The 24626-nt window shown below is 63.3% G+C and carries 20 protein-coding genes; 16 read left to right on the forward strand and 4 right to left on the reverse strand.

All coding sequences use genetic code 11. The annotated features are described in order from the left end of the window. Positions 1 to 122: 122 nt before the first annotated feature. A complete protein-coding gene (locus tag ACZ5BO_RS27100) occupies positions 123 to 1079 on the reverse strand; it encodes a glucokinase (protein WP_464697026.1) in 957 nt (318 codons plus the stop codon). Further along, positions 1076 to 2902, reverse strand: coding sequence for a phosphogluconate dehydratase (edd, locus tag ACZ5BO_RS27105; RefSeq protein WP_025126841.1), 1827 nt, complete (start codon positions 2900 to 2902; stop codon positions 1076 to 1078). Before edd ends, ACZ5BO_RS27100 begins: the two co-directional genes overlap by 4 nt. A 223-nt stretch (positions 2903 to 3125) precedes the next feature. Between edd and gap the strand changes: the two genes are divergently transcribed. The 9 genes from gap (at position 3126) to ACZ5BO_RS27150 (ending at position 14047) form a co-directional block, all read left to right on the forward strand. Next, positions 3126 to 4130 (forward strand): type I glyceraldehyde-3-phosphate dehydrogenase, encoded by a 1005-nt coding sequence (gene gap, locus ACZ5BO_RS27110; RefSeq protein ID WP_025126840.1) that lies wholly within the window; start codon positions 3126 to 3128, stop codon positions 4128 to 4130. A gap of 15 nt (positions 4131 to 4145) precedes the next feature. Beyond that, the gene (locus ACZ5BO_RS27115) at positions 4146 to 4610 is read left to right on the forward strand and encodes a methylglyoxal synthase (protein ID WP_025126839.1); all 465 of its coding nucleotides are present in this window, start codon (positions 4146 to 4148) and stop codon (positions 4608 to 4610) included. Between the two features lie 74 nt (positions 4611 to 4684). Beyond that, on the forward strand, positions 4685 to 5203 hold the full coding sequence (locus tag ACZ5BO_RS27120) for an RNA polymerase sigma factor (protein ID WP_025126838.1): 519 nt from the start codon (positions 4685 to 4687) through the stop codon (positions 5201 to 5203). 113 nt (positions 5204 to 5316) lie between these two features. Then, positions 5317 to 6288, forward strand: coding sequence for a FecR family protein (locus tag ACZ5BO_RS27125; protein ID WP_025126837.1), 972 nt, complete (start codon positions 5317 to 5319; stop codon positions 6286 to 6288). A gap of 121 nt (positions 6289 to 6409) precedes the next feature. Then, a complete protein-coding gene (locus tag ACZ5BO_RS27130; RefSeq protein ID WP_464697027.1) occupies positions 6410 to 9028 on the forward strand; it encodes a TonB-dependent receptor in 2619 nt (872 codons plus the stop codon). Between the two features lie 112 nt (positions 9029 to 9140). Further along, complete coding sequence (locus ACZ5BO_RS27135) at positions 9141 to 9749, forward strand: biliverdin-producing heme oxygenase (protein WP_464697028.1); 609 nt, start codon at positions 9141 to 9143, stop codon at positions 9747 to 9749. A gap of 111 nt (positions 9750 to 9860) precedes the next feature. Continuing rightward, on the forward strand, positions 9861 to 10262 hold the full coding sequence (locus ACZ5BO_RS27140) for a YbaN family protein (RefSeq protein ID WP_025126834.1): 402 nt from the start codon (positions 9861 to 9863) through the stop codon (positions 10260 to 10262). A 186-nt stretch (positions 10263 to 10448) separates the two neighbouring features. Next, on the forward strand, positions 10449 to 12593 hold the full coding sequence (locus ACZ5BO_RS27145) for a methyl-accepting chemotaxis protein (RefSeq protein ID WP_464697029.1): 2145 nt from the start codon (positions 10449 to 10451) through the stop codon (positions 12591 to 12593). 98 nt (positions 12594 to 12691) lie between these two features. Next, complete coding sequence (locus ACZ5BO_RS27150) at positions 12692 to 14047, forward strand: CoA transferase (RefSeq protein WP_464697030.1); 1356 nt, start codon at positions 12692 to 12694, stop codon at positions 14045 to 14047. A gap of 122 nt (positions 14048 to 14169) precedes the next feature. Here the strand turns inward: ACZ5BO_RS27150 and ACZ5BO_RS27155 are convergent, their stop codons facing one another. Both ACZ5BO_RS27155 and arcD (ACZ5BO_RS27160) read right to left on the reverse strand, forming a co-directional pair. Continuing rightward, positions 14170 to 15039 (reverse strand): DNA-3-methyladenine glycosylase family protein, encoded by an 870-nt coding sequence (locus ACZ5BO_RS27155; RefSeq protein ID WP_464697031.1) that lies wholly within the window; start codon positions 15037 to 15039, stop codon positions 14170 to 14172. Beyond that, positions 15036 to 16463 carry an arginine-ornithine antiporter gene (gene arcD, locus ACZ5BO_RS27160; protein ID WP_025126830.1) on the reverse strand — a complete coding sequence of 476 codons (1428 nt, stop codon included), beginning with the start codon at positions 16461 to 16463 and terminating at the stop codon, positions 15036 to 15038. The genes ACZ5BO_RS27155 and arcD (ACZ5BO_RS27160) overlap by 4 nt, the downstream gene beginning before the upstream one ends. Before the next feature lie 453 nt (positions 16464 to 16916). On the opposite strand from arcD (ACZ5BO_RS27160), the gene arcD (ACZ5BO_RS27165) reads away from it, so the two are divergent. The 7 genes from arcD (ACZ5BO_RS27165) (at position 16917) to gcvH (ending at position 24621) form a co-directional block, all read left to right on the forward strand. Beyond that, positions 16917 to 18344, forward strand: coding sequence for an arginine-ornithine antiporter (gene arcD / locus ACZ5BO_RS27165; protein ID WP_011062888.1), 1428 nt, complete (start codon positions 16917 to 16919; stop codon positions 18342 to 18344). Positions 18345 to 18397: 53 nt separating this feature from the next. Further along, entirely contained in the window at positions 18398 to 19654 is a 1257-nt protein-coding gene (arcA, locus tag ACZ5BO_RS27170) for an arginine deiminase (RefSeq protein WP_025126829.1), read from the forward strand. 85 nt (positions 19655 to 19739) lie between these two features. Beyond that, positions 19740 to 20750: an ornithine carbamoyltransferase gene (locus ACZ5BO_RS27175; protein ID WP_025126828.1), complete on the forward strand. Its 1011-nt coding sequence runs from the start codon at positions 19740 to 19742 to the stop codon at positions 20748 to 20750. Between the two features lie 63 nt (positions 20751 to 20813). Next, positions 20814 to 21743, forward strand: coding sequence for a carbamate kinase (gene arcC, locus ACZ5BO_RS27180; protein WP_025126827.1), 930 nt, complete (start codon positions 20814 to 20816; stop codon positions 21741 to 21743). Positions 21744 to 21812: 69 nt separating this feature from the next. After that, positions 21813 to 22172, forward strand: coding sequence for a DUF5064 family protein (locus ACZ5BO_RS27185; RefSeq protein ID WP_025126826.1), 360 nt, complete (start codon positions 21813 to 21815; stop codon positions 22170 to 22172). Between the two features lie 174 nt (positions 22173 to 22346). After that, positions 22347 to 23855 (forward strand): sigma-54-dependent transcriptional regulator, encoded by a 1509-nt coding sequence (locus ACZ5BO_RS27190; RefSeq protein WP_025126825.1) that lies wholly within the window; start codon positions 22347 to 22349, stop codon positions 23853 to 23855. A gap of 382 nt (positions 23856 to 24237) precedes the next feature. Continuing rightward, entirely contained in the window at positions 24238 to 24621 is a 384-nt protein-coding gene (gene gcvH, locus ACZ5BO_RS27195) for a glycine cleavage system protein GcvH (protein WP_464697032.1), read from the forward strand. Positions 24622 to 24626 lie beyond the last annotated feature (5 nt).

Genomic DNA, 24626 nt, shown 5'->3' on the forward strand with positions numbered 1-24626 from the left:
GTCCTTATGGTTGGGGAGGGAGCGCGATTATAAGCAGCCTGGCGCCAAAGCCGCAGATTGTGTTGGCGGGCCTGCCCGGGCAATCGCTGCGGGGCAGGCCACCTCCACCTTGACCGGCCAGGTCAGGCCGAGGCTTGCTCCAGAGCCACGCCGGCACCGGTCAGGCCGGAATAGGGCGCGGTGACCAGCCACACGGGAATGCCCTTGAAGTAGTCGCTCATGCAGCCTTTGTCGGCAAAGCTCTGGGCAAAGCCGCTCTGGATGAAAAAGTCGGCAAAGCGCGGAATCACCCCGCCGACGATGTACACCCCGCCCCGGGCCCCGGTGGTCAGCACGTTGTTGCCCGCCACCCGACCCAGCCAGCAACTGAACTGCTCCAGCACTTCTCGGGCGATCGGGTCGCCCGCCAGCCCGGCGGCGGTGATGGCCTCCGGGGTGTCGAGTTGCGGCGCATGGCCGTCCACGGCGCAGATCGCCCGGTAGACCCTGGGCAACCCGCTGCCGCTCAGGGCCGTCTCGGCGCTGACATGGCCGATTTCATCGTGAATGTGCTGCCAGAGCTGGGTTTCTCGCGGGCTGCCCAGGGGCAGGTCGACGTGGCCGCCCTCCCCCGGCAAGGCCATGTAACGCCCCTCGCCGAAATTCAGCAGGGTGCCCACCCCCAGGCCCGTGCCCGGGCCGATCACCACCGCCGGACGCGAGGGTTCGGCGACCCCCTCGCACACCACGCGAAACTCATGGGGTTGCAAACGGGTCATGCCCAGGGCCATGGCCGAAAAGTCGTTGACCAGCAGCAACCGGTCGACCTGCAAGACCTGGCAGAAGGCCTCGCGGTTCAGCTGCCAGTGGTTGTTGGTAAAGCGGAACTCGTCACCACTGACCGGGCCCGCCACCGACAGGCACACCGAGCCGATGCTGCCCAGGGCCAGGCCCTGCTCCTGCAGGTAGGCCTTGATGGCGTCCTCCGGGCAGCGATAGTCCGCCGTCGCGTGGACCTGGATCGCCTCCAGCCGTTGATCCTTCCACAACGCGAACCGCGCGTTGGTACCACCGATATCACCGACCAGGGCCAGTTTCACTTGAGCGTCTCCAGAGCAGAGGTAAAGGCGCTGGCGCCCTGCTCTGCCGAGCTGAAGGCCATGCGCATGAAGGCGAAGAGTTCGCGGCCGCTGCCGACGTTGTTGCCCAGCAGGCCCTGGGCCGGTTCTCGGGCAGCGAACTCGGCGGCGTCCACCTTAAGCTCAAGGGTGCCTTTTACGCCATCCACACGAATGATGTCACCGTCCAGCACCCGGGCCAGCGCGCCGCCCATCTGGGCTTCGGGGCTGACATGGATGGCTGCCGGGATCTTGCCCGAGGCACCGGACATGCGCCCGTCGGTGACCAGTGCCACCTTGAAGCCGCGATCCTGCAACACGCCGAGGAACGGGGTCATCTTGTGCAACTCGGGCATGCCGTTGGAGCGCGGGCCCTGGAAGCGCATCACTGCGACGAAGTCTTTCTCCAGCAGGCCGGCCTTGAACGCGTCGGCCAGGTCCTGCTGGTCCTGGAACACCACGGCCGGAGCCTCGACGATCTGGTGCTCAAGGGCCACGGCAGAAACCTTCATCACCCCGCGCCCGAGGTTGCCTTCCATGACCCGCAGCCCGCCTTCCGGCGAGAAGGCCCGGGCCACCGGCCGCAGGATGTTTTCGTCGAGGCTTTCGATCGGCCCTTCACGCCACACCAGCTTGCCGTTGTCGAGGAAGGGTTCCTGGGTGTAGCGGCTCAGGCCACGCCCGGCCACGGTGTTGACGTCTTCGTGCAGCAGGCCGGCTTCCAGCAGCTCGCGAATCAGGAACGACATGCCCCCCGCCGCCTGGAAGTGGTTGATGTCGGCCTTGCCGTTGGGATAGACGTGGGACAGGGTCGGCACCACCTCGGAAAGGTCGGCCATGTCCTGCCAGGTCAACTGGATGCCCGCGGCCATGGCAATCGCCGGCATGTGCAGGGTGTGGTTGGTGGAGCCGCCGGTGGCGTGCAGGGCGACAATGGAATTGACCAGCACGCGCTCGTCGACGATCTCGCCGATGGGCATGAACTGGCCGCTCTGCTTGGTCAGGCGAGTGACCTGCTGCGCGGCCTCAAAGGTCAGGGCATCGCGCAGAGGGGTGTTGGGGTTGACGAAGGAGGCGCCCGGCAAGTGCAGGCCCATGACCTCCATCAACAACTGATTGGTATTGGCGGTGCCATAGAAGGTGCAAGTGCCGGGGCTGTGGTAGGACTTCATTTCCGACTCCAGCAGCTCCTCGCGGCTGGCCTTGCCTTCGGCGTAGCGCTGGCGCACATCGGCCTTCTGCTTGTTGGAGATCCCCGAGACCATCGGCCCGCCCGGCACGAAGAGGGTCGGCAGATGGCCAAAGCGCAGGGCGCCCATCATCAGGCCCGGAACGATCTTGTCGCAGATCCCCAGCATCAGCGCGGCATCGAACATGTTGTGGGACAGGGCCACCGCCGTGGACAGCGCAATCACCTCGCGGCTCGGCAGGCTCAGTTCCATGCCGGCCTCGCCCTGGGTCACGCCATCGCACATGGCCGGGGTGCCGCCGGCGAACTGCCCCACCGAACCGATCTCGCGCAGGGCGCGCTTGATCTGCTCGGGAAACACCTCGTAAGGCTGGTGGGCGGACAGCATGTCGTTATATGACGAAACAATTGCCACGTTGGCCGCATTCATCATCCGCAGGTTGTGCTTGTCGTCGGTGCCACAACCGGCCACGCCGTGGGCGAAGTTCGCACATTGCAGCTTGCCCCGCTGCGGGCCATCGCTGGCGGCATCGCGGATCAGTGCGAGATAGGCCTGGCGAGTGGCGCGACTGCGGGCGATAAGCCGTTCGGTGACCTCAAGAACGCGGGGATGCATGTGTAGAACTCCAGGCTAACGGATGTGGCGACCTGTTTGTCTATGCTGGTCAGAAGCACCGCCGCCCAGGAAGAACGGAGGAGATTCCTGACCATTTGGACCAGTTGATTCAGGTCACTCGTTGTAGATAAAACAAAATATTGCCACTAAAAAGGCTTGTTTTCTATTTCTATGCGAATAATCTTGTAATTCCAACAACAAATTTAACGACAGGCGTTTGCACATGACTCTTCGAATCGCAATCAATGGTTTTGGCCGCATCGGCCGTAACGTCCTGCGCGCACTCTATACCCAAGGCTATCGTCAGGATCTGCAGATCGTCGCCATCAACGATCTGGGTGACAGCGCGATCAATGCCCACCTGCTCAAATACGACACCGTCCACGGCACCTTCGACGCTCAGATCGAGCACGATCAGGAAAGCCTCACGGTCAATGGCGACCGCATCGCCGTCAGCGCCATCCGCAACCCGGCCGACCTGCCCTGGGCCGCGGAAAAGATCGACGTGGTGTTCGAATGCACCGGCCTGTTCACCGAGCGCACCAAAGCCGCGGCCCATCTTACTGCCGGCGCCCGCAAAGTGATCATCTCGGCCCCGGCCAAAGGCGCTGATGCCACCGTGGTCTATGGGGTCAACCACGACATCCTGCGCCAGTCGCACCAGATCATCTCCAGCGCTTCCTGCACCACCAACTGCCTGGCGCCGGTGGCGCAGGTGCTGCACCGCGAACTGGGTATCGAAAACGGTCTGATGACCACCATCCACGCCTACACCAACGACCAGAACCTCACCGACGTCTACCACACCGACCCGTACCGCGCCCGCTCGGCGACCCAGAACATGATCCCGAGCAAGACCGGCGCCGCGGAAGCCGTGGGCCTGGTGCTGCCGGAACTGGCGGGCAAACTGACCGGCATGGCCGTGCGAGTACCGGTGATCAACGTCTCCCTGGTGGACCTGACCGTGACCCTCAAGCGCGACACCAGCGTCGAGGAAGTCAACGCCCTGCTCAAGAGCGCCAGCCAGCACTCGAAGATCCTTGGCTACAACACCCTGCCGCTGGTTTCCAGCGACTTCAACCACAACCCGCTGTCGTCGATCTTCGACGCCAACCACACCAAGGTCAGCGGCGGCCGCCTGCTCAAGGTCCTGGCCTGGTACGACAACGAGTGGGGGTTCTCCAACCGCATGCTGGATAACTGCCTGGCCCTGTGCAACGCGGAATAAAACGGACGGTCGTCGATGATCGGTATCAGTTTCACGCACAAGACCATGGCGGCGCGCAAACGCATCGCCCTGGTCGCCCATGACCACTGCAAGGCCTTTCTGCTGGAGTGGGCCGAACGCCAGAAGTCCCGGCTCGCCGAACATCAACTGGTGGCCACCGGCACCACCGGCCTGCTGCTGAGCAAGCACCTGGGCCTGCCGGTGGAAAGCATGATCAGCGGCCCCCTGGGCGGCGATCAGCAACTGGGGGCGCAGATCGCCGAGCAGCGGGTCGACCTGCTGGTGTTCTTCTGGGACCCCTTCGAACCTCAGCCCCACGATCCGGACATCAAGGCCCTGCTGCGAGTGGCAGCGGTGTGGAACATTCCTGTGGCCTGCAATGAATGCAGCGCCGACTACCTGCTCAGCAGCCCGCTGATGAACCAGGCCCACGAACACCGGATTCCCGACTATCAGGCCTACCTGGCCGGCCGGGGATAATTCACACAGGGCTTGACCATTGGTGTAGATGACAATCATTATCATCTGCTGCACAAATTGGATCAGGCCTTGCTGTGAGTCAATCGCACTTCAATCACGTCTTCCTCACCCAACGGATTTCTCTGCTGCGAACGCTGGAGCGGATGGTCAACAACCACAGCACCGCCGAAGACCTGCTGCAGGAGACCTATCTGCGGGTGACCCGCGCCCTCACCGAACGGCCGATCACCCACCTTGAGCCCTTTGTATTCCAGACTGCGCGCAACCTGGCGCTCGATCACCTGCGCGCCCGACGCATCCAGGGCCGCATGCTGCTCGAAGACGTACCGGCAGACGTGGTGGAAAACATCGCCGCCCCGGTCAGCAGCGCCGAAGATGCCGCCCACGCCGAACAACTGCTGGAACGCCTGAACCTCAGTCTCGGCCAGCTCAGCCCGCGCCAGCAGCAGATTTTCATCCTCAGCCGCCTGCACGGCCATAGTTACCAGGAAATCGCCGATGAACTCGGAGTGTCCCTGAGCACGGTGCAGAAGGAACTGAAACTGATCATGGCGATTTGCATTGGCGTCGCCGAACGTCTCGACGGTCAGTGAGTCTCAACGGCTAATCAGAATGACTGCGTCAGCGCCATGCCTTTGTTAACCTTGGCCGGCTTTCGCTCTCTCTTGAAAAAACAGCTGTGCACAGACACAGCCGAGGAACACCCGTGACGGATTTTCACAGCGCCGAGCCGCCTACCGCTGCCGGCTCGCACTCAAGCAACCTTGCCATGGATCAGGCGCTGGATTGGCTGATCGAGCTGGAACATCCGAACGAGGAGCAGGTGCGCCAATTCCACCAGTGGCTGGCCGCTTCGCCACTCAACGCCCAAGCCTTCGAAAAAGCCCAGGCCCTGTGGGATGGTCCCCAGGTGGCGCAATGCGCCCTGGCGCTTGCCTCCCCGCCACCCAAGGTCTCGCGCCTGGCCCGCCTGCGCCCCCACTGGAAACCCCTGGCGACCGCCGCGATGCTGCTACTCGGGCTGTTCAGTTTCAGCAATCTGCCCCTGCGCCTGCAGGCCGACCATCTGACCCAGGTCGGCGAACGCCAGCGCTTGCAGTTGGAGGATGGATCGAAAGTCCTGCTCAACACCAACTCGGCGTTTTCCAGCGATATCGACGATCACCAGCGGGTAGCCCGGCTGTACCAGGGTGAAGCCTTCTTCGAGATACCGGCCAGCCGCGAGCTGCCTCTGGAGTTGGACGCCGGCCCGGTCCGCGCCAGCGTGCGCGACACCACGTTTGCCGTGCGCTACCTGGACGGCGTCGCCCAGGTCCAGGTGCAGCGCGGCGACATCGACCTTCGGGCCACCCACGCCGACCAGCGCCTGCGCCTGTCGGCCGGGGAAAGCGTGCGCGTCGGCCCCCAGGGCTTCGATCGCCCGGCCAAGCTCGATGCCGCCAAGGACCTGGCCTGGGTCCAGGGCCGCCTGGTATTCGAAAACTGCCCAATGAGCCAGGTGCTGGCCGAACTGCGCCGCTATTACCCTGGCTGGATCGTCAACAACAACGAGCACCTGGCGCAGGTCGCGGTGACCGGCAACTACCGCCTGGACCAGCCCCTGGACGTGGTGCGCTCCCTGGCCCACATCACCTCGGCACGCTTGTCGGAGTTCCCCGCGCTGGTGATCCTCAACTGAGAATAATTATTTTTACGCGATAGCGGCAGGTCGTACGTCTCGTTATAGCCAATGCAACTGATTCGCATTTTGTATGCGCATCTGCACCTATAAAAGTTTCGTGCGACCCGGAGCGCTTTCGATGTCCCCTCGCCTCAACAGCCGATCCTCTGTTTCCGCTGCCCGCCTGCAGAACTGCACCCTGTCGCTGCTCACCGCAGCGATTCTGCTGGCCGGTACCCACGCCACGTCTGCCATGGCCGCCGACGCCCCGGCACCGTCCAGCCAGCGCATGGGCAACTACAGCTTCGCCATTGGCCAGCAACCGCTGGTCTCGGCGCTCAACGCCTTTACCGCCGTCACCGGCTGGCAAGTGGGCCTGCCTGCCGAGCTGGGTACGGGCGTCGCCTCCCCGGGCGTGCGCGGTTCGCTGCCCCCGGAGAAGGCCCTGGATCGACTGCTGAGCGGCACCGGCCTGAGCTACCGCAAGCTGGGCAACAACAACATCGTGCTGGAAAAACGCAGCGCTGCGAACGTAGTGAACCTGCAGCAGGTGACCATCAGCGCCACCCGCCAGGAGCAGGACGTCAGCTCGGTACCGAGTACCGTCAGCGTGCACACCCGACAAGAACTGGACCGCCAGAACGTCAACACCATCAAGGAACTGGTGCGTTATGAACCGGGGGTTTCCGTCGGCGGCGCCGGACAGCGCGCAGGCATCAGCGGCTACAACATCCGCGGCATCGACAGCGACCGGATCCTCACCCAGGTGGACGGCGTCGAAGTGCCCGACCATTTCTTCAGTGGCCCCTACGCCAAGACCAATCGCAACTATGTCGACCCGGAAATCGTCAAGCGCGTGGAAATCCTTCGTGGCCCGGCCTCGGTACTCTACGGCAGCAGCGCCATTGGCGGCGCCGTCAGCTACTACACCCTGGACGCCGACGACATCATCAAGCCGGGCCAGGATTTCGGCGCCCGGCTGAAGGCCGGCTACAGCTCGGCTGACGAAAGCTGGCTGAAATCCGGCACCTTCGCCGGGCGTGTCGGCGAATTCGACGGCCTGTTGCACCTGAGCCAGCGTGACGGTCATGAAACCGAATCCTACGGCAGCAACAACGGCACCGGGCTCAATCGCACCGCAGCCAACCCGGAAGACGCCCGCACCACCAACGTGCTGGCCAAGCTCGGCTGGAACTATGCAGACGACGCACGTCTGGGCCTGACCTACGAGAAGTACAAGGATGACCGCGACACCAACCAGAAAAGCGCGGTGGGCGGCCTGTTCCTCAATGGCGTAGGGCAGAACTGGTATCGCTCGCGAGTCGGCAACGACACCATTACCCGGGAACGTTTCGGCCTGGAAAACCGCTTCGCCCTGAACTCGCCCATTGCAGACCAGATCAAGTGGAGCCTGAATTACCAGATCGCCAAGACCGACCAGACCACCTCCGAACGCTACAACCCGGTATCGGTCTTCTCCCCGGTGGCCCGCGACGTACTGCGTGAACGCCAGACGCTGTACCAAGAAAAGCAATGGGTGTTCGACGCGCAATTGGAAAAGGCTTTCGCCCTGGGGGATACCGATCACCAGTTGACCTACGGCACCACCCTCAAGCAGCAGAAAGTCACCGGCTCGCGGTTCGGCACCGCTACGTGCCTGAAAGTCGGTGCCGGCTGCACGGCCGTCGGAGCGCCCAGCCCGACCGCCAGTGACAGCGTGAAGAAGTCCAGCGACTTCCCGGACCCGACCATCAACACCTACAGCCTGTTCGCCCAGGACCAGATCAGCTGGAACGCCTGGACCTTCACTCCCGGGCTGCGCTACGACTACACCCAGCTCAAGCCGAAGCTGACCCAGGAGTTCCTCAACGTCGCCAACCCCACCGGCGCCTTCCCGGTCAGTGACGATAAAAAGACCTGGCACCGTGTCTCGCCCAAGTTCGGCCTGACCTACGCCTTTGACGAGCACTACACCGGCTATGGCCAGTACTCCGAAGGGTTCCGCACGCCGTCGGCCAAGGCGCTGTACGGGCGCTTTGAAAACATCGCCACCGGCTACATCGTGGAGCCCAACGCCAACCTCAAGCCGGAAACCAGCAAGAGCTATGAAACCGGCTTGCGCGGCAATTTCGACGCAGGCAACTTCGATGTGTCGGTGTTCTACAACCAGTACCGCGACTTCATCAACGAAGACGCGATTACCGCCGGTGCCCTGCAGACCGTCATCCAGAGCAACAACATCAAGCACGCCACCATCAAGGGCGCCGAAGCCAAGGGTCGCCTCAACCTCGACGCCTTCGGTGCTCCGCAAGGCCTGTACAGCATCGGTTCGGTGGCCTATGCCTACGGTCGCAACAATGACAACGGCGAGCCGATCAACAGCGTCAACCCGCTCAAGGGCGTGTTCGGCCTGGGCTACGACCAGGACAACTATGGCGCGCTGCTGAGCTGGACCCTGGTCAAGCGCAAGGACCGTGTCGACGACAGCACCTTCAAGGCTCCAGACGGCCGCACCACCAGCAGCCAGTTCAAGACTCCGGGCTTCGGCATCCTCGACCTGACCGGGTTCTACAAGGTCACTGATGACCTGACTGTCAATGCCGGCCTGTACAACCTGACCGACAAGAAATACTGGAACTGGGACGACGTGCGCGGCTACGACAGCGTCGGTGAGGCCGGCCAGACCGCCCCCGCCAACCTCGACCGCCTGACCCAGCCGGGCCGCAACTTCTCGGTCAATCTGGTCTGGGATATCTGATGCGCCAGCGCCTCACTGCTCTTTTTCATCCAGGGCAGTGAGGATTTTTTACTGTGTCGCGTCTTCTTGTTCGTCTAGTCACTAAGTGCCTCTCATTCTCAAGGACATCTGCATGACCTCCCAGGATTCCGCCCAGCGTCACCACCTGCGCTCCCAACGCCTGAACCAGATCACCCACGAGCCGCACTCCAAGCTCGACGCTCTGGTCAAGGCCCACGCGCCCTTTGAAACCCAGGGTGCGTTCGCCCGCTTCGTAGTCGCCCAGTACCTGTTCCAGTCGGAACTGGTAAGCCTGTACAACGATGCCGAACTGATCAAGATCGTTCCGGACCTGGCCGAGCGGTGCCGCGCCGAAGCGGCCAAGGCCGACCTCGCCGACCTGGAAACCGAGATCCCGGCACCGGTAGCCGGCGCCGTCAGCAACCCGAGTAAAGCCGAAGCCCTGGGCTGGATCTTCGTCTCCGAGGGCTCCAAGCTCGGCGCCGCATTCCTGATCAAGCGCGCGGTGAACCTGGGCATGAGCGAAACCTTCGGTGCCCGTCACCTGGGCGAGCCGGCCGGTGGCCGTGCCGAAGGCTGGAAAACCTTCACTCGCATCCTCGACGGCCTGGAGTTCACTGCCGAAGAAGAAGCCGCCGCTGAAAAAGGCGCCCTGGATGCCTTCAACCGCTTCACCGTGCTGCTGGAACAGGCTTACGCCAGCGATGCACAACCGGCCTGACCCGCGTAGTTGCGAACCGGGGGGCCAGGCTAGAGCGGCCACCCGGTTCGCAGCGGCATTTTGTCGGTCGGTGCATTGAGCCGCCCGGCGCGTTACCTCATCATCGAAACCATGACCCGCACCCGCCCCTCCTCGTCAAAGATTTCCCGCCTGCTGTTCGGCGTGCTGGCCTATGTCAGCCTGGCTATCGGCCTGATCGCCATCGTCGTCCCGGGCCTGCCCACCACCGAGTTCATCCTCCTGGCCGCCTGGGCTGCCACGAAAAGCTCGCCCCGCCTCAGCGCCTGGATGGAAAACCACCGCCTGTTCGGCCCGATCCTCAGCAACTGGCGCAACGGCCGGATCATCAGCCGCAAGGCCAAGGTCAGCGCCACCGTCAGCATGCTGCTGTGCGCCGGCCTGATGCTGACCCTGCTCAACCATCACTGGACCCTGTACGCCGCGATTGCCGGCATGACCCTGGGCAACCTGTGGATCTGGTCACGCCCCGAAGCCCTGCCGCACACCTCCTGAATCCCGGCTCCTGGCGGCTATGCCCTCTGCGCCGAGGACATATATGTCAAGGTCATGACCGTTCGTCGGCAGCACCTCACGCAAAGACCTCCCGAGCCGATGTTCCGGGCATGGCGCTGAATGGATTTGGCGACCGGGATCATCCGACCCCGTGCTTTCACCCGTCCTTTCGCGAGATCGCCCCCCATGTTCGACTCTCTCTCCATTCGCCTGAAAATCGTGCTGTTGTCCGGACTGTGCCTGTTGGGTGTGGTGGCGCTGATCGTCGGCATGAACCTGTACCAGAGCCGGCAGAACAACCAATTGGTCAATACCTCGAGCACCCGGATGCTGACCGCCGGGGTCGAAGAGCTGCTCCAGGCCAAGGCTGCCGACCAGGCAGTGCGCGTGCAGAAAACCTTCGGTGAAAGCAACCTGGTGATCACCGCCCTGGCGGATCAGGTACGCGACCTGCGCGACATGGCGAGCAAGCGTGGCCTGGACGCCGCGGCCCTGCGCGAAGAACTCAACCACAGCCTGAAGACCGCCTTCGAGCGCAATCCCAAGGTGCTCGGCATCTGGCTCGCCTATGAGCCCAATGCCCTGGATGGCAAGGACAGCGAATTTCTCAACGACGCGCGCCGGGCTTCCAACGAGCGCGGGCGCTTTGCGACCTACTGGAGCCGCTCCGGTGGCCAGCAGTTGAACACCGTGATGGTGGAAGACGACCTGACCAAGACCACCCTCAACCTCAGCGGCACCCCCTACAACGTCTGGTACACCTGCCCCCGCGACAGCCGCCGGACCTGCCTGCTCGACCCCTACGCCGACACCATCGGCGAGGACAAGAAGCAGGTGCTGATGACCACCATTTCCCTGCCGCTGCTGGTAGACGGCAAGGTGATCGGGGTCATCGGCGTCGACATCGCCCTGGACTCCCTGCAGGCCGCCGCCGGTGAATCCCAGCGCTTCCTGTTCGACGGTGCCGGGCACATGATGATCGTCGCCGGCAGCGGTCTGCTGGCAGCCGTGGGCGCCGATGCCAGCCAGGTCGGCAAGAACATCAGTGAAACCCTCGGTGCCCCGGGCAAGGACATCCTCGCGGTCCTCACCGGCAGCCAGAGCAAGGTTTTGCACCAGGGCGAACTGATCCGTGCGGTCTATCCCTTCAGCCCGATTGCCGATGCCAAGCCCTGGGGCATCACCATCGACCTGCCGCAACAGGTGCTGCTGGCCGACTCGGTGAAGCTGCAGAACCTGTTGGATGAAGCCCAGACCAGCGGCACCCTGAAAACCGTCCTGGTGGCCATCGGCGCCGGCCTCCTGGGCCTGCTGCTGATCTGGCTCAGCGCCTCGGGCGTGACCCGGCCGATCAACAGCGTGGCGCAGATGCTCAAGGCCATCGCCAGCGGCGACGGCGACCTGACCCAACGCCTGGACTACAGCAAGAAAGATGAACTGGGCGAGCTGGTCAGCTGGTTCAACCGCTTCCTCGACAAGCTGCAGCCGACCATTGCCCAGATCAAGCAGAGCATCATCGAAGCCCGCGGCACCGCCGACCAGTCTTCGGAAATCGCCCGTCAGACCAGCGAAGGCATGCAGGTGCAGTTCCGCGAGATCGACCAGGTGGCAACCGCTTCCAACGAAATGAGCGCCACGGCCCACGACGTTGCCAACAGCGCCTCGAACGCCGCCCAGGCGGCCCGCGGCGCCGACCAGTCGGCCAAGGACGGCCTGACCATCATCGAACGCAGCACCCGGGACATCAGCCTGCTGGCCGATGAGGTGAGCAAGGCGGTGAGCGAAGTCGAAGCCCTGGCGGTGAGCAGCGAGCAGATCGGTTCGGTGCTGGAGGTGATCCGCAGCATTGCCGAACAGACCAACCTGCTGGCCCTCAATGCCGCCATCGAAGCGGCCCGTGCCGGTGAAAGCGGCCGCGGCTTTGCGGTGGTGGCCGATGAGGTGCGCAACCTGGCCAAGCGTACCCAGGACTCGGTGGAGGAAATCCGCGTGGTGATCGAGCGGATCCAGAGCGGCACCCGTGATGTGGTCACCACCATGCACGCCAGCCAGAACCAGGCGCAGAACAACGCCGGGCAGATCCAGCAGGCGGTCCAGGCCCTGGGCAAGATCAGCGATGCGGTCACGGTGATCAGCGACATGAACCTGCAGATCGCCAGCGCCGCCGAACAGCAGAGCGCCGTGGCCGAGGAGGTCAACCGCAACGTTTCGGCGATTCGCAGCGTGACCGAAACCCTGACCGAACAGGCCAGTGAGTCGGCCCAGGTCAGCAGCCAGCTCAATGCCCTGGCCACCCAGCAAATGAAACTCATGGATCAGTTCCGCGTGTAAACGCTGCTCCGGCGCCAGCCGCGGCCAATGACCAGGGGTGATCGACAGCCGCGGCAGTTTCAGGGTGCAATGCCCTCCTCTGATTCGCGGAGTGGGCCATGACCGAGTTACTCACATCCATCCAGGCCGCGTTGGGCCTGGCGTCATCAAGCCTCCGGCAAACCGGCCAGGGCGCCCTGCCCTCGGCCTTCGCCGTGACCGACCTGGCCAGCGCCAGCATTACCGCTGCCGGGCAGGCAGTCGCTGAACTCCTGTACAACCAGACCGGACGCCTGCCAGAGGTCAGCGTCGACCGGCGCCTGGCCTCGTTCTGGTTCGCCAGCTCGATCCGCCCGCAGGGCTGGAGCCTACCATCACCCTGGGACCCGATTGCCGGCGACTACGCCACCCGCGACGGCTGGATTCGCCTGCACACCAACGCACCTCAGCACCGGGCCGCCGCCGAACGGGTGCTGGGAGCGGTGACCGAACGCTCGGCCATGGCTGCCCAGGTGGCCACCTGGAACGCCCTGGAACTGGAGCAGGCGATAGTCGACCAGGGCGGTTGTGCCGCGCAGATGCGCAGCTGGGCGCAGTGGCAGGCCCACCCCCAGGGCCAGGCTGTAAACAGCGAACCCCTGGTGCACTGGCTGCCCCAGGCCGATCAGCGGCACAAGGCCTGGAGCGGCCGCGTCGACCGGCCCCTGGCCGGGCTCAAGGTACTGGACCTGACCCGGGTCCTGGCTGGACCGGTGGCCAGCCGCCTGCTGGCGGGGCTGGGCGCCGAGGTGTTGCGCATCGATCCGCCACACTGGAACGAGCCGGCCCTGGAGCCGGAGGTGACCCTGGGCAAACGCTGCACGCGCCTCGATCTGCACGACCTTGAGCAGCGTGCCCTGTTCGAAGGCCTGCTGGCGCAGGCCGACCTGCTTCTGCATGGCTACCGCGCCGATGCCCTGGAACACCTGGGTTATGACGCCCAGGCACGCCAGAAAATCGCTCCGGGGCTGATCGAAGTCAGCCTCAATGCCTACGGCTGGAGCGGCCCCTGGCGCAACCGCCGGGGCTTCGACAGCCTGGTGCAGATGAGCTGCGGCATCGCCGAAGCCGGGATGGCCTGGAAAGCCGCGGACAGGCCTGTGCCACTGCCGGTCCAGGCCCTGGATCACGCCACCGGTTACCTGATGGCAGCCAGCGCCCTGCGGGCACTGACCCGGTCCCTGAGCGGCGACCAGGGCGCATCGGCGCGCCTGTCCCTGGCCCGTACCGCCCAGTTGCTGGTTGATCATTCCCCGTCAGCGACCGCCGAAATTCCACTGCGCCCCGAAGACCACGAGGATCAGGGGCTGCTGCTGGAGCAGACCCCTTGGGGGCCGGCGCGGCGCCTGCGGGTGCCGTTGCACATCAATGGAACGCCGGTGCAGTGGAGTTGCCCGGCCACCGCCCTGGGCGCCCATCGCCCCAGATGGTGGTGAAGGCCTAGGCTGCCAGTTGATCCCGTAGGAGCTGGCTTGCCAGCGAAAAAGCCCCAGGGGCGCGCAAGGCTCAAGGTCCGGTTCGCTGGCAAACCGGTTCCTCCAGGGACCAGCGAACAGTTTCAGCCCATGGCCGCCCACAAATGCTGCGCCGCATAACCGCGCCACGGCCGCCAGGCCTCGGCCTGGGCCAGCAGTTGGCGGGCATTGGGCCGCAGCCCCTGCAGACGTGCCACAGCGTTGAACAGGCCTACGTCCGCCGCCGGAAAGGCATCGCTCTCGCACAACTGGCGCAGGGCGATGTATTGCGCGGTCCAATCGCCGATTCCCGGCAATTGCAACAGGCGCTCCACCCCCTGTTGCAGGCTGGCCCTGGGTTCGAGCAGGAGTGGATCGTCGAGCAAGGCCTGGGCCACGGCAGACAGCGTGCGTGCCCGGCTGCGGGGCATTCCCAGGTCGGCCAGGTTGGCAGTGGACAGCACCTGGGGAGTGGGAAACAGGTGGGTCAAAGCGGGCCACTGCAGGTCGGGACTGGCCAGCAACCGGCCATGCACCGCCACCAGTTTGCCCGCCAAGCGGATCGCGCCCTGCACGGTGATCTGCTGGCCCAGCACGGCGCGAATGGCCAGCTCGAAACCGTCCCAGGCCCTGGGCACTCGCAGGCCCGGGCGTGCCGCCAGCAATGGCGCGAGCAGCGGATCACGGGCCAGATGGCGGTTGATCAGGGGCAGGTTCGCGTCCAGATCGAATTGCCGGCGCAAGCGCGCCAGCACCTGGGGCAGCAGGGCCTGCTCGGCCATCTGCAACTGCACCTGCAAATGGCCGGCAGGCCCCGGGCAGACACTCAAGATGCCTTGCCCCCCTTCCAGCGCGAAGGTGCGGGCATAAGTATCGCCCTGCACCACCTCCAGGCCTTCGATGGCGCGGGCCCTGAGAAAGCCCAGCATCGCCGGCCAGTCGTAGGCGCCCTGGTAGGGCAGGTGATGAATCACAGCGCCAGCAGGCCGCTGTACAAGCCATAGGCCGCCAATGAGGCGCCGATGACCACAGCCGCGAAGATCAGCTTTTCCAGCGGGGTGAACAACGGCTCGCCCTGCTCATGCTTGGCCTTGGCGAACAGGATCACCCCCGGCGCATACAACAAGGCCGACAGCAGCAGGTACTTCAAGCCGCCGGCATACAGCAGCCAGATCGCGTAGCTCAGGGCCACGGTGGCGATGAACAGGTCCTTCATCCGTTCACCGGAGGCCTGCTCGTAGGTTTCGCCACGACCGCTGAGCAGCACCGCATAGGCCGCCGACCACAGGTAGGGCACCAGGATCATCGACGACGCCAGGTAGATCAGGCTGGTGTAGGTGCCCGCGGAAAACAGGGTGATCAGCAGGAACAGCTGGATCATCACGTTGGTCAGCCACAAGGCATTGACCGGCACGTGGTTGGCGTTTTCCTTCTTCAGGAAAGCCGGCATGGTCCGGTCCCTGGCCGTGGCATAGAGGATTTCCGCGCACAGCAAAGCCCAGGACAACAGCGCCCCCAGCAGCGACACCGCCAGGCCAATGCTGATCAGCAAGGCCCCCCAGGGCCCGACGATATGCTCCAGCACCGCCGCCAGGGACGGGTTCTGCAGCTTGGCCAGTTCCGGCTGGCTCATGATCCCCAAGGACAGCACGTTCACCAGTACCAGCAGCGCCAGCACGCCGATAAAACCGATCACGGTGGCTCGCCCGACGTCTGCGCGCTTCTGCGCCCGGGCCGAATAGACGCTGGCGCCCTCGATGCCGATGAACACGAACACCGTGACCAGCATCATGTTGCGCACCTGGTCCATCACCCCGCCGAAGTTCGGATTGCTACGGCCCCAGATGTCGCGGGTGAAGATATCCGCCTTGAAGGCCACGGCGGCAATGACGATGAACATCACCAGCGGCACGATCTTGGCGACCGTGGTCAGCTGGTTGATGAAGGCGGCCTCCTTGATCCCGCGCAGGACCAGAAAGTGCACGGCCCACAACAGCAACGAGGCGCAGCCGATGGCTATCGGCGTATTGCCCTGGCCGAACACCGGAAAGAAATAGCCCAGGGTGCTGAACAGCAGGACGAAGTAGCCGACGTTGCCCAGCCAGGCACTGATCCAGTAGCCCCAGGCGGAAGAGAATCCCATGTAGTCGCCAAAACCGGCCTTGGCATAGGCATAGACCCCGGAATCGAGCTCCGGCTTGCGGTTGGCCAGGGTCTGGAACACGAATGCCAGGGTCAGCATGCCGACCGCCGTGATCCCCCAGCCGATCAGCACCGCACCAGCATCGGCGCGGGCCGCCATGTTCTGCGGCAGGGAGAAGATTCCCCCGCCAATCATGGACCCCACTACCAGCGCGATCAGTGCACCGAGTTGAAGCTTCTGCGCCGGTTGTGACATCCCTACCTCTGCATTCAGTGAGCCGATCTGGCGATAAAGCTACAGCTTATTAAATAACTTCTACAAATTTGCGTCTAACAGTAACAGTCAATTAACCATCCTTGCTGCGGCAACACCCGAGACACCCGGCAGAAGGCACTGAATAACCGACTGTTTTGTTAAGGAGATGTACTAAGTGCCATCACTACCAAGTGATTAACTAAACACCCAGAGAGATTTGCACATTCGTCAAAACAGTCTAGCGTCAATCGACGTCGACAATCAGAACCGCTACTGACAAGGAGCAAGAAACGCCTCTGGAATGGCCCTCTCCGGGCAGCATTCTACCTCCCGCAATAAATCTTAAGTCATTCATTCACAACGGAATGCAGCAATGAACTGATCTGAGTCAGCTGTTCGTAGTCCAGGCAGATTTATTCTGACGTCTCTCTCCTCCTGCATTGGAGTCATGCAATGTCTGAATCCCCCGGTAAACTAAGACTTGGCGCATTAGTCGCCTTGGTAGTGGGTTCCATGATTGGCGGAGGAATCTTCTCCCTGCCGCAAAACATGGCCGCTAGTGCCGATGTCGGTGCTGTTCTTATTGGTTGGGCAATTACCGCAGTCGGCATGTTGACCCTGGCATTCGTATTCCAGACCCTGGCCAATCGAAAGCCTGACCTAGATGGCGGCGTCTACGCCTATGCCAAGGCCGGATTCGGCGACTACATGGGCTTTTCCTCGGCCTGGGGCTACTGGATCAGCGCCTGGCTGGGCAACGTCGGCTACTTCGTCCTGCTGTTCAGCACCCTGGGCTATTTCTTCCCGATCTTTGGCGAGGGCAACACCCCGGCCGCGGTGATCGGCGCCTCGGTGCTGCTGTGGGCCGTGCACTTTTTGGTCCTGCGCGGGATCAAGGAGGCCGCCTTCATCAACCTGGTGACCACCGTCGCCAAGGTGGTGCCGCTGCTGCTGTTCGTGCTGATCGCCCTGTTCGCCTTCAAGCTGGACATCTTCACCGCCGACATCTGGGGCGTGAAGAACCCTGACCTGGGCAGCGTGATGAACCAGGTACGCAACATGATGCTGGTCACCGTCTGGGTGTTCATCGGCATCGAAGGCGCGAGCATCTTCTCCTCCCGGGCGGAAAAGCGCTCGGACGTGGGCAAGGCCACCGTCATCGGCTTCATCACCGTGCTGCTGTTCCTGGTGCTGGTGAACGTGCTGTCCCTGGGGATCATGACCCAGCCGGAACTGGCCAAGCTGCAGAACCCGTCCATGGCCGCCGTGCTCGAGCACGTAGTGGGCCACTGGGGTGCGGTGCTGATCAGCGTCGGCCTGATCATCTCGCTGCTGGGTGCCCTGCTGTCGTGGGTGCTGCTGTGTGCGGAGATCATGTTCGCCGCCGCCAAGGACCACACCATGCCGGAGTTCCTGCGCCGCGAAAACGCCAACCACGTACCGGCCAACGCCCTGTGGCTGACCAACGCCATGGTGCAGATCTTCCTGGTCATCACCCTGTTCTCGGCCAGTACCTACCTGTCGCTGATCTACCTCGCCACCTCGATGATCCTGGTGCCCTACCTGTGGTCGGCGGCCTACGCGGTACTGCTTGCGGTGCGCGGCGAAAGCTATGAACAGGCCCTGGCCGAACGCAAGAAGGACCTGATCATCGGCAGCATCGCCCTGCTCTACGCGATCTGGCTGCTGTACGCCGGCGGGGTCAAGTACCTGCTGCTCTCGGCACTGCTCTACGCCCCCGGCGTGGTGCTGTTCGCCAAGGCCAAGATGGAACTGCACAAACCGATTTTCACCAACGTCGAGAAGCTGATTTTTGCCGCGGTGGTCATAGGCGCCCTGGTGGCGGCCTACGGACTCTACGACGGCTTCCTGACCCTATAGCTCTGCCTTGAAAGCAACACCCCTGATTGTTTTGTCTCTGGAGGATCACAGTAATGACCACGGAAAAAGTTAAGTACGGCGTCCATTCCGAAGCCGGCAAACTGCGCAAAGTCATGGTTTGCTCCCCAGGCCTGGCCCATCAGCGGCTGACCCCGAACAACTGCGACGAACTGCTGTTCGATGATGTGCTGTGGGTGGCCCAGGCCAAACGCGACCACTTCGACTTCGTGACCAAGATGCGTGAGCGGGACATCGATGTGCTGGAGATGCACAACCTGCTGACCGACATCGTCGCCATCCCCGAAGCCCTGGACTGGATTCTGGAGCGCAAGATCACCGCCAACCAGGTCGGCCTGGGCCTGGTCAACGAAGTCGGTTCATGGCTGCGCAGCCTGGAGCCACGCAAGGTTGCCGAGTACCTGATCGGCGGCGTGTCGGCCGATGACCTGCCGAGCAGCTTCGGTGGCAAGACCATCGAGATGTTCCGCGACTTCCTCGGCCACTCGAGCTTCATCCTGCCGCCACTGCCCAATACCCAGTTCACTCGCGACACCACCTGCTGGATCTATGGCGGCGTGACCCTGAACCCGATGTACTGGCCGGCGCGACGTCAGGAAACCCTGCTGACCACCGCCATCTACAAGTTCCACCCGGAGTTCACCAACGCCGACTTCCAGATCTGGTATGGCGATCCCGACCAGGAACACGGCAACGCCACCCTGGAAGGCGGCGACGTGATGCCGATCGGCAACGGCGTGGTGCTGATCGGCATGGGCGAACGCTCATCCCGCCAGGCCATCGGCCAGCTCGCCCTGAACCTGTTCAAGCACAAGGCTGTGGAGCGCGTCATCGTCGCCGGCCTGCCGAAATCCCGTGCGGCCATGCACCTGGACACCGTGTTCAGTTTCTGCGATCGCGACCTGGTCACCATCTTCCCCGAAGTGGTCAACCAGATCGTCGCCTTCACCCTGCGTCCTGACGAGAGCAAGCCCGGCGGCATCGATATCCAGCAGGAAAAAACCAGCTTCCTCGACACCGTGGCCGCGGCCCTCAACCTCAAGACCCTGCGCGTCGTGGAAACCGGCGGCAACAGCTTCGCCGCCGAGCGCGAGCAATGGGACGACGGCAACAACGTGGTGGCCGTGGAGCCGGGCGTGGTCATCGGCTACGACCGCAACACCTACACCAACACCCTGCTGCGCAAGGCCGGGGTCGAGGTCATCACTATCAGCGCCGGTGAACTGGGCCGCGGTCGCGGGGGCGGTCACTGCATGACCTGCCCGATCATCCGCGACCCGATCGACTACTAAGCGCCCCTTATCCGACATAGCAGCTTGCCGTTGCCCCCACAAAGGGCCTCGGCAAGTGGACGACCGAAATCAAAGGAGATCCATCATGGCTTTCAATATCCACAACCGTAACCTGCTCAGCCTGGAACACCACACCCCACGTGAGCTGCGCTACCTGCTCGACCTCTCCCGCGACCTCAAGCGCGCCAAGTACACCGGCACCGAGCAGCAGCACCTGAAGGGCAACAACATCGCCCTGATCTTCGAGAAAACCTCGACCCGCACCCGCTGCGCCTTCGAAGTGGCGGCCTATGACCAGGGTGCCAACGTCACCTACATCGACCCCAACTCCTCGCAGATCGGCCACAAGGAAAGCATGAAGGACACCGCCCGCGTTCTGGGGCGCATGTACGACGCCATCGAGTACCGCGGCTTCAAGCAGGAAATCGTCGAGGAACTGGCGAAGTTCGCCGGGGTGCCGGTATTCAACGGCCTGACCGATGAATACCACCCGACGCAAATGATCGCCGACGTGCTGACCATGCGCGAGCACGCCGACAAGCCGATCCACGAGATCAGCTACGCCTACCTGGGTGACGCCCGCAACAACATGGGCAACTCGCTGCTGCTGGTGGGCGCCAAGCTGGGCATGGACGTGCGCATCTGCGCGCCGAAAGCGCTGTGGCCCCATGACGACCTGGTGCAGCGCTGCAAGAAGTACGCAGAAGAAAGCGGCGCCCGCATCACCCTCACCGAAGACCCGAAAGCTGCGGTCAAGGGCGTGGACTTCATCCACACCGACGTCTGGGTCTCCATGGGCGAGCCGGTGGAAGCCTGGGCAGAACGCATCGAGCAACTGCTGCCGTACCAGGTCAATGCCCAGTTGATGAAGGCCACCGGCAACCCACGGACCAAGTTCATGCACTGCCTGCCAGCCTTCCACAACAGCGACACCAAGGTCGGCAAGCAGATTGCCGAACAGTACCCGCACCTGGCCAACGGCATCGAAGTCACCGACGACGTGTTCGAGTCCCCAGCCTGCATCGCCTTCGAGCAGGCGGAAAACCGCATGCACACCATCAAGGCGATCCTGGTTTCGACCCTGGCCGACCTGTAACCCCTCCCCTTCTCTCGGGAGCCGGTCAGCCGGCTCCCGCAGAGCCTCTAGAAGGACTGCATTATGCGTATCGTCGTTGCACTGGGCGGTAACGCCCTGCTCCGCCGTGGTGAACCCATGACCGCGGACAATCAACGCGCCAATATCCGCATCGCCACCGAACAGATCGCCAAGGTCCATCCCGGCAACCAACTGGTGATCGCCCACGGCAATGGCCCGCAGGTGGGCCTGCTGTCGCTGCAAGCGGCCGCCTACACCCAGGTTTCACCCTACCCGCTGGACGTGCTCGGTGCCGAGACCGAAGGCATGATCGGCTACATCATCGAACAGGAACTGGGCAACCTGCTGGACTTCGAGGTGCCATTTGCCACCTTGCTGACCCAGGTCGAAGTGGACGCCAAGGACCCGGCCTTCAAGAACCCGACCAAGCCCATTGGCCCGGTGTACAGCAAGGAAGAAGCCGAGAAACTGGCCAAGGAAAAAGGCTGGGCCATTGCCCCGGACGGTGACAAGTACCGTCGCGTGGTGGCCAGCCCGAAACCCAAGCGCATTTTCGAGATCCGTCCGATCAAGTGGCTGCTGGAAAAGAGCAGCATCGTGATCTGCGCTGGCGGCGGCGGGATCCCCACCATGTATGGCGAGGATGGCAAGCTGCGGGGCATCGAAGCGGTGATCGACAAGGACCTGTGCTCGGCGCTTCTGGCCGAGCAACTGGAAGCCGATCTGCTGGTGATCGCAACTGACGTCAACGCGGCGTTCATCGACTTCGGCAAGCCCACTCAAAAGGCCATTGCCCAGGCCCACCCGGATGAAATGGAGAAGCTCGGCTTCGCGGCCGGCTCCATGGGGCCCAAGGTCCAGGCCGCCTGCGAGTTTGCCCGGCACACTGGCAAAGTCGCGGTGATCGGTTCACTCTCGGACATCGAAGCCATCGTCCAGGGCAAGGCCGGCACCCGCATCAGCACGGCCAAACCCGGCATCAGCTACCTGTAGGACGCTGCTGGTGAAAACCTGGGGCAGGCCCGCAGCCTGCCCTCATTTCAACGCCTTGGAGAGACGCCTATGGCCAAGTTCGAGCCCGGTCACCTGCATATCGAGCGCCACGCGCTGAACAAGGACGACTTCAGCTACAACCTGTGCATCGACTACGAAGTCGCCCAGGATCCCAAGGAAGGCAAGGGCATGCAGTTCACCCTGCACGGCACCATCGAAGGCCAGCCGCTGAAGGAGCAGTTCTTCCTGGCCAAGGACCTGGCCTTCGACTTCGCCCGCCACGCCACCCGCATTGCCCAGCAACACGGTTTGCCGAAGAACGCCAGCATCGCCACCATGCACAAGTACTACGACGAAATGTTCGAGGATGTGCGCAAACAACTCAATGTAAAGCCCGGCGACCCGGTTAAACCCGAGCACCTGGCATAAGCCCCCATCTTCTGTAGGAGCCGGCTTGCCGGCGAACTGCCCAACGCCCGGCACAGGTACCAGGCCCGCCTTCGCCGGCAAGCAGGCTCCTGCAGCATGGGTGACGATTTCGACTAAGCCCCCGCGCCAAGGCATACTGGCGCCCTTCCGCTTCCCAGAATCTTCAGTCGCCCCATGCGTATCCACGTCAGCTTCATCGACCGCGTCGGCATCACCCAGGAAGTCCTGGCCCTGCTGGGCGGACGCAACCTCAACCTGGATGCGGTGGAAATGGTCCCGCCCAACGTCTACATCGACGCTCCGACCCTGAGTCCCCAGGTGCTGGAAGAGTTGCGTGATGCACTGTTCAACGTACAGGGCGTGCAGGCGGTGACGGTGGTCGACATCCTTCCCGGCCAACGCCGCCACTTGCAGTTGGACGCCCTGCTGGCCGCCATGACCGACCCGGTGCTGGCCCTGGACAGTGCCGGCAAGGTGCTGCTGGCCAACCCGGCGCTGATTGCCCTGTATGGCCGCGAGCCGGCGGGCGAAAGCGTTGCCGAACTGTTTGCCGATCCAGCCTTGCTGGAGGCCTTGCTGGAACAGGGCTTTCGCCTGCCGCTGCGGGAGGTCATGGTCAACGGCCAGACCCTGCTGCTGGATGCCACGCCGATCACCGACGCCGGCGCCCTGCTGACCCTGTATCAACCCAACCGCATCGGCGAGCGACTCTCTGCCCTGCACCATGACCATGCCGAAGGCTTTGATGCACTGCTGGGAGAATCACCGGCCATCCGCACCCTCAAGGCCCGGGCGCAACGAGTGGCGGCGCTGGATGCGCCGTTATTGATCCAGGGCGAGACCGGTACCGGCAAGGAACTGGTGGCCCGTGCCTGCCACGCCATCAGTGCGCGCCACAATGCGCCGTTCCTGGCCTTGAACTGCGCCGCCCTGCCGGAAAACCTCGCCGAGAGCGAGCTGTTCGGCTACGCCCCGGGCGCCTTCACCGGCGCCCAGCGCGGGGGCAAGCCGGGCCTGATGGAGCTGGCCAACCAGGGCACGGTATTTCTCGATGAGATCGGCGAAATGTCGCCCTATCTGCAGGCCAAGCTCCTGCGTTTTCTCAATGACGGCAGCTTCCGCCGGGTCGGCGGCGACCGCGAGATCAAGGTCAATGTACGGATCCTCAGCGCCACCCACCGTGACCTGGAGAAAATGGTCAGCGAAGGCACCTTCCGCGAAGACCTGTTCTACCGCCTCAATGTGCTGAATGTGGAAGTGCCGCCGCTGCGTGAACGGGGCCAGGACATACTCCTGCTGGCCCGTTATTTCATGCAGCAGGCCTGCGCGCAGATCCAGCGCCCGGTGTGCCGCCTGACTCCCGGCACCTACCCGGCGCTGCTGGGCAACCGTTGGCCAGGCAACGTGCGGCAGTTGCAGAACGTGATCTTTCGCGCGGCGGCGATCTGCGAAAGCAACCTGGTGGACATCGGCGACCTGGACATTGCCGGCACCTCGGTGGCGCGCCAGAACGACGTCGAGGTCCAGAGCCTGGAGCAGGCCGTGGAGAGCTTCGAGAAAGCCCTGCTGGAAGACCTCTACATCAACTATCCCTCGACCCGGCAGTTGGCCAGCCGCCTGCAGACCTCCCACACCGCCATCGCCCATCGCCTGCGCAAGTACGGCATTCCCAACAAGGCCTGAAGGTCAGCGGGCGCAACATTCATCCCCGGTAGCCGCTACCGGGGCCTCAAGCGCGCGGGAAGAACCGGCCGACCCATTTGCGCACCTGAAAACGACCTCTGTCTGTACTGAAAGCGCTACAGCGGAACGATTTCGCTACAGAAGCCTATAATCGCGGCAGTGCAAGGCTTTGATCCTCATAGCCTTTTTTCCACGGCGCCGACTGTAGCGATTTCGCTACAGAGAATACATTCAAGACCTCACCCAATACACTCAAGGCATTGATTTACAACGATTAAATCAATATTGGCCGTGTTCTTGCTATGGACATTGCCATTCGGCTCGGCCCTGCACGAGCATTCAATCGCGTCCACCAGACGAATCTGGCCCCTGAGGAGTTTCCATGAGCGAGTTGCGTTTTACTGAAGATCACGAATGGCTGCGTAGCGAAGCGGATGGCAGCGTCACCGTGGGTATCACGGCTTTCGCCCAGAACGCCTTGGGTGATGTGGTGTTTGTGCAACTGCCTGAACTGCAGAACTACGAAAAGGGCGCGGAAGCCGCCACCGTGGAATCAGTGAAGGCTGCCAGTGGCGTATACATGCCCCTGGACGGAGAGGTGGTCGCCACCAACCCGGCCCTGGAAGACAGTCCGGAACTGGTCAACGAAGACCCGCTGGGCGAAGGCTGGTTCTTCCGCTTCATGCCTGCGGATGCCGGCGCCGTCGCTCGACTGCTGGACCAGGACGCCTACGATCGCCTGATCAAAGCCAGCGCCGACGCCTGAGGAGC

The organism is Pseudomonas sp. FFPRI_1 (assembly GCF_055384485.1).